Below are 3,779 nucleotides of genomic sequence, written 5' to 3' on the forward strand. Positions count from 1 at the left end.
CCTCATGTTTTAATCTACCACAAATAAGTTCCGGAGATATCTTCTTTTTTAACAAAGCTATTATTAGCTTTTTAACTTTACAGGATAGCTTATGATTATTTGAAGTTCTGCGGCTTTGATATAGCTTCTGTGCTATCTCAGCATTATAGTCACTATTTATACTAGTGCGATTAAGTTCCTTTTTTATAGCTCTTTCACTATAGCCAATTTTATTGGCTATTTGAGATGTTTGGTATCCTAATTTAAGTAATTCTTCTATACAATATCTATTTGAAAGAGTTAAGTGCTTTGGCATTTTTTAGTTCCTTATCGTTTATTTTAGTTTCGTCAAAACCTAATAAACCATATTTGGAACTCTCTTTCAACTATTTAAAACTTTCAGAATACAATCTAGCGTATTTATTATTTTTTCTGCTTCAGTATATGCTGCAGATGAACAATTAACTAGTGGTGATTTAAATTGTTTACAGGAACAAAAACATCATGGGGAAATAAAAACATGTTTACCATCAAAAAAGCCAGATAATTGTTTAGAAGAAAACTAGAAAAACTAAAATCAAGTGTTCAGGAGTGTAGTTTTAAAGTTAGAGGTGCATTAAGATCAGCACTATAAAACAAATTCTTTATAAAACCTGTCTTTCTATTATAAATGTTAATAATGGTTGTATATTAGTTCTGTAAATGTAGAATTTATTCAAATTAAGATTTTTAGTTAATATTATCATGCAAGAATCATTGAAACTTAGTGAATTTCTTGAGCTTATAAAAAGTACTATAGAAATGAGCTTCGGATATGAAGGCTTTTGGGTAGTTGCAGAGCTATCTGAATGGCGTGGATCTGGTAAACATTACTATGGTGAACTTATAGAGCATGATGGGGTTAGTAAGTTTCCTATAGCTAAAATTAGGTGTAATTGCTGGGCAAATAAAGTTGATTATATCCATAGTAAATTTAGTCAAGCTACTGGTGAAACTCTAAAAACAGATATGAAAGTTTTATTTAAAGTTGCTGTAAATTATCATACTAGCTTTGGTCTTAGCCTAAATATAATAGATATAGATCCTGCTTTTACACTTGGTGATAGGCAAGCTCGTAAAATTGAGATTCTACAAAATTTATCTAAAAAAGGCATTCTAGAAAAAAATAAAGTTATTAAAATGCCAGATGATTTTACCAATGTTGCAGTAATCACAAGTATGACTGCTGCAGGTAAAGGAGATTTCTTCGAAGAGGCTGATAAATTACAAAATTTAAATCTCTGTAACTTTGATATATATGAAGCAAAGATGCAAGGTGCAGAATGTGCAAAAAGTGTCTCGATAGCATTTGCTAAAATAGCAACAATCGCTGATAAATATGATGCGATAGTATTAATCCGAGGAGGGGGCTCTCAAGCAGATCTTGACTGGTTTAATAATATACTACCAGCTGAAAGTATTTGTAATAGTGAAATTCCCGTACTAGTTGGTATAGGACATGAAAGAGATAGTACAGTTTTAGATGAGTTATGTACAAAAAGATTTGATACACCATCTAAGGTTATAAATTATATAGCTACTACAATTGTTGATAATGCAATAAACGCTAAATATAATTATGAATCAATAGTGAGAGTCACTAAAAATCTAGCTAGACAAAATAAATATCAATTAGATAATCTGTATCATAACTTTAAAACACGTTTAGAACATTATCTCTATCAAATGAATCAAAGTGTGGATCATAATTATAGAGAATCAACTTCTATAGCTAGAGGAGTCTCTAAATTATGTGCCAAATCTATGGACACTGTATATCAAAGTATATTACTAAGTTCAAAAAGCTTGATGAGAAGTTATGAAAATAATGTTTATAACTTATATAATCAATCAATTAATAAGGCTCAAAATATTTTAAAATATTATAATCAAACTAGTGAGTCTCTTTATAAACAAATATTATCAGTATCAATAGAGCCAACTCTTAAAAGAGGCTTTAGCTTGACAAAGACAACAGATGGCAAATATATAACAACTCAAAAACAAGCACAAGCTTACTCAGATTTAGAAATAGTTTATGCTGATGGATATATACAAGTAGAGGTGAAAAAAAATGGCAACTCAAAGTAAAAAATTTGCAAAGAATTATCAGATATTAGAAGAAATTAATGAGAAACTTCAAGAGCAACAAGATAATCCGGCTCTTTTAGATGAATTAGCACCAATGCTAGAACAAGCTTCAAAAAGTTATCAGTTATGTAAAGAAAGAATTGCTGCAGCTCAGAAGTTTATAGATGAATTTGAAGGTAATGACTAGAAAACCATTCCTGGCATTTGCCATATTCCAGCTGTTCTAAGAGTATCTTTAATTATTAATAATTTGTTCTAGCAGTTATGTTAGACATTTTGATAGGTAGTTTAGCATTGTAAATTTCTTGCTCAAAAATAGAGTTTGCTCTACGGATATGAAAGTCAGAGCTTATTAGTAAAATATTTTTAACAGGTCTATTTATTTTTTTTGATTATATTTACCGTATTGATAGCATTGGTGACAGTGCTAGTTGATTGATCCTCTTGTATTATACTTTGTGCAGAAACACCATGCTTAATTAGCCATTGTTTCATTTGGTATGATTCTGTCACAACTTCGTGAGCAACTCCGCCTGATACTATGATTATCGCATTAGGATATTTCTTATGTGCTGCTAGGGTTATTTTTAGTCTATCAACTAATATATTGCTCATGGAGCCATCATCATTTAATGAGTATCCTAATGTAACTATTGCTAAAGAGTTTTGATCAATATCCTTTAACTGATCTAATTTTGAGTTTACGCCTAAGTTGAAGTTAGTTTTAGCAGTTTGGATTGCTTGTATGAAGTGAGGCATTTTTGACCATTTAGATTCTTTAAGAATTGCAATATTTTGATTAAAATTATTAGGATCCCAAATCAGAGAATATGCAGCTAAGAATATCTGTAATATTGGGTTATTATAAGACTTTATAGTGCCAAGAGAATTTAATGTTTTTTTAGCATCATTTACTGAATTATTAGATATTTCTAAAGAAGCTAATGCAAGAGTAAGCTGTGTATTGATATAACTATTAGGCTTAGACTCTTTAAGAGCATTTTTTAAAGAGTTGATTGAGCCTTGTAAGTCGCCTCTTTGAGTAATTGAACCGTCATTTTTATCATCAGTCGAAACACTCAAATCATACTGAATATTTGCTATCGCAGTTTGTTGGTTATTGAGGATATCAAGATTAAAATTATTTGATCGACCTGCAAATGTTAAAATAGGTAAAGCTATAATTAGTAAACTTAAGACAATTTTTTTTGAGATTTTCATATTTATGTTTTTGTTAACGAATATTACAAGATAATATAAAAAAATTACTAGCTAGATAGTATTCTCAATGTTTATAGAGATACCAAAATGTACTTCATTAGGTGTCAAGTAATTTAAACATTTCTTAGGTCTATTATTCAAGTCTATCTGTAACTTCTAATGTATTGATGAGATATATTGTTAAAGTTAGTACCTTTAGGTATAAATTGTCTGATATACCTATTCATGTTTTCATTAGTACCTCTTTGCCAAGGACTGTATGGATCAGCAAAGAATACTTTGATGCCAGTCTTGCTAGTTAGCTTCTTATGTTTAGCAAACTCTTTACCATTATCAAATGTAGCTGTTAATATTTTATGACCATTAGATACTTTGTACAATATTCTATTGATTGAATTAGCTGTTCTATCTATAGACTTGGCTAAAATAGTAAATCTGCTAGCTCTATC

The 3,779-nt window shown here is 29.7% G+C and carries 4 protein-coding genes and 1 pseudogene; 2 read left to right on the forward strand and 3 right to left on the reverse strand.

What is annotated here, in order from left to right; translation table 11 throughout:
* The coding region (locus F8C69_RS09470; RefSeq protein ID WP_159184785.1) for a helix-turn-helix domain-containing protein at nt 1–295 on the reverse strand (295 nt) is incomplete at its 3' end.
* 428 nt (nt 296–723) lie between these two features.
* On the opposite strand from F8C69_RS09470, the gene xseA reads away from it, so the two are divergent.
* Entirely contained in the window at nt 724–2,109 is a 1,386-nt protein-coding gene (gene xseA, locus F8C69_RS09475; protein WP_159184994.1) for an exodeoxyribonuclease VII large subunit, read from the forward strand.
* The gene (gene xseB / locus F8C69_RS09480) at nt 2,093–2,296 is read left to right on the forward strand and encodes an exodeoxyribonuclease VII small subunit (protein ID WP_004287964.1); all 204 of its coding nucleotides are present in this window, start codon (nt 2,093–2,095) and stop codon (nt 2,294–2,296) included. The genes xseA and xseB overlap by 17 nt, the downstream gene beginning before the upstream one ends.
* Before the next feature lie 188 nt (nt 2,297–2,484).
* Here xseB and F8C69_RS09485 read toward each other — a convergent pair whose 3' ends face one another.
* A complete protein-coding gene (locus F8C69_RS09485) occupies nt 2,485–3,330 on the reverse strand; it encodes a YdcF family protein (protein WP_234384254.1) in 846 nt (281 codons plus the stop codon).
* 51 nt (nt 3,331–3,381) lie between these two features.
* Nucleotides 3,382–3,779, reverse strand: a pseudogene (locus tag F8C69_RS09490) (IS30 family transposase); the annotation flags it as partial.

It is taken from the genome of Francisella noatunensis subsp. noatunensis (assembly GCF_009823375.1).
Classification (GTDB): Bacteria; Pseudomonadota; Gammaproteobacteria; order Francisellales; family Francisellaceae; genus Francisella; species Francisella noatunensis.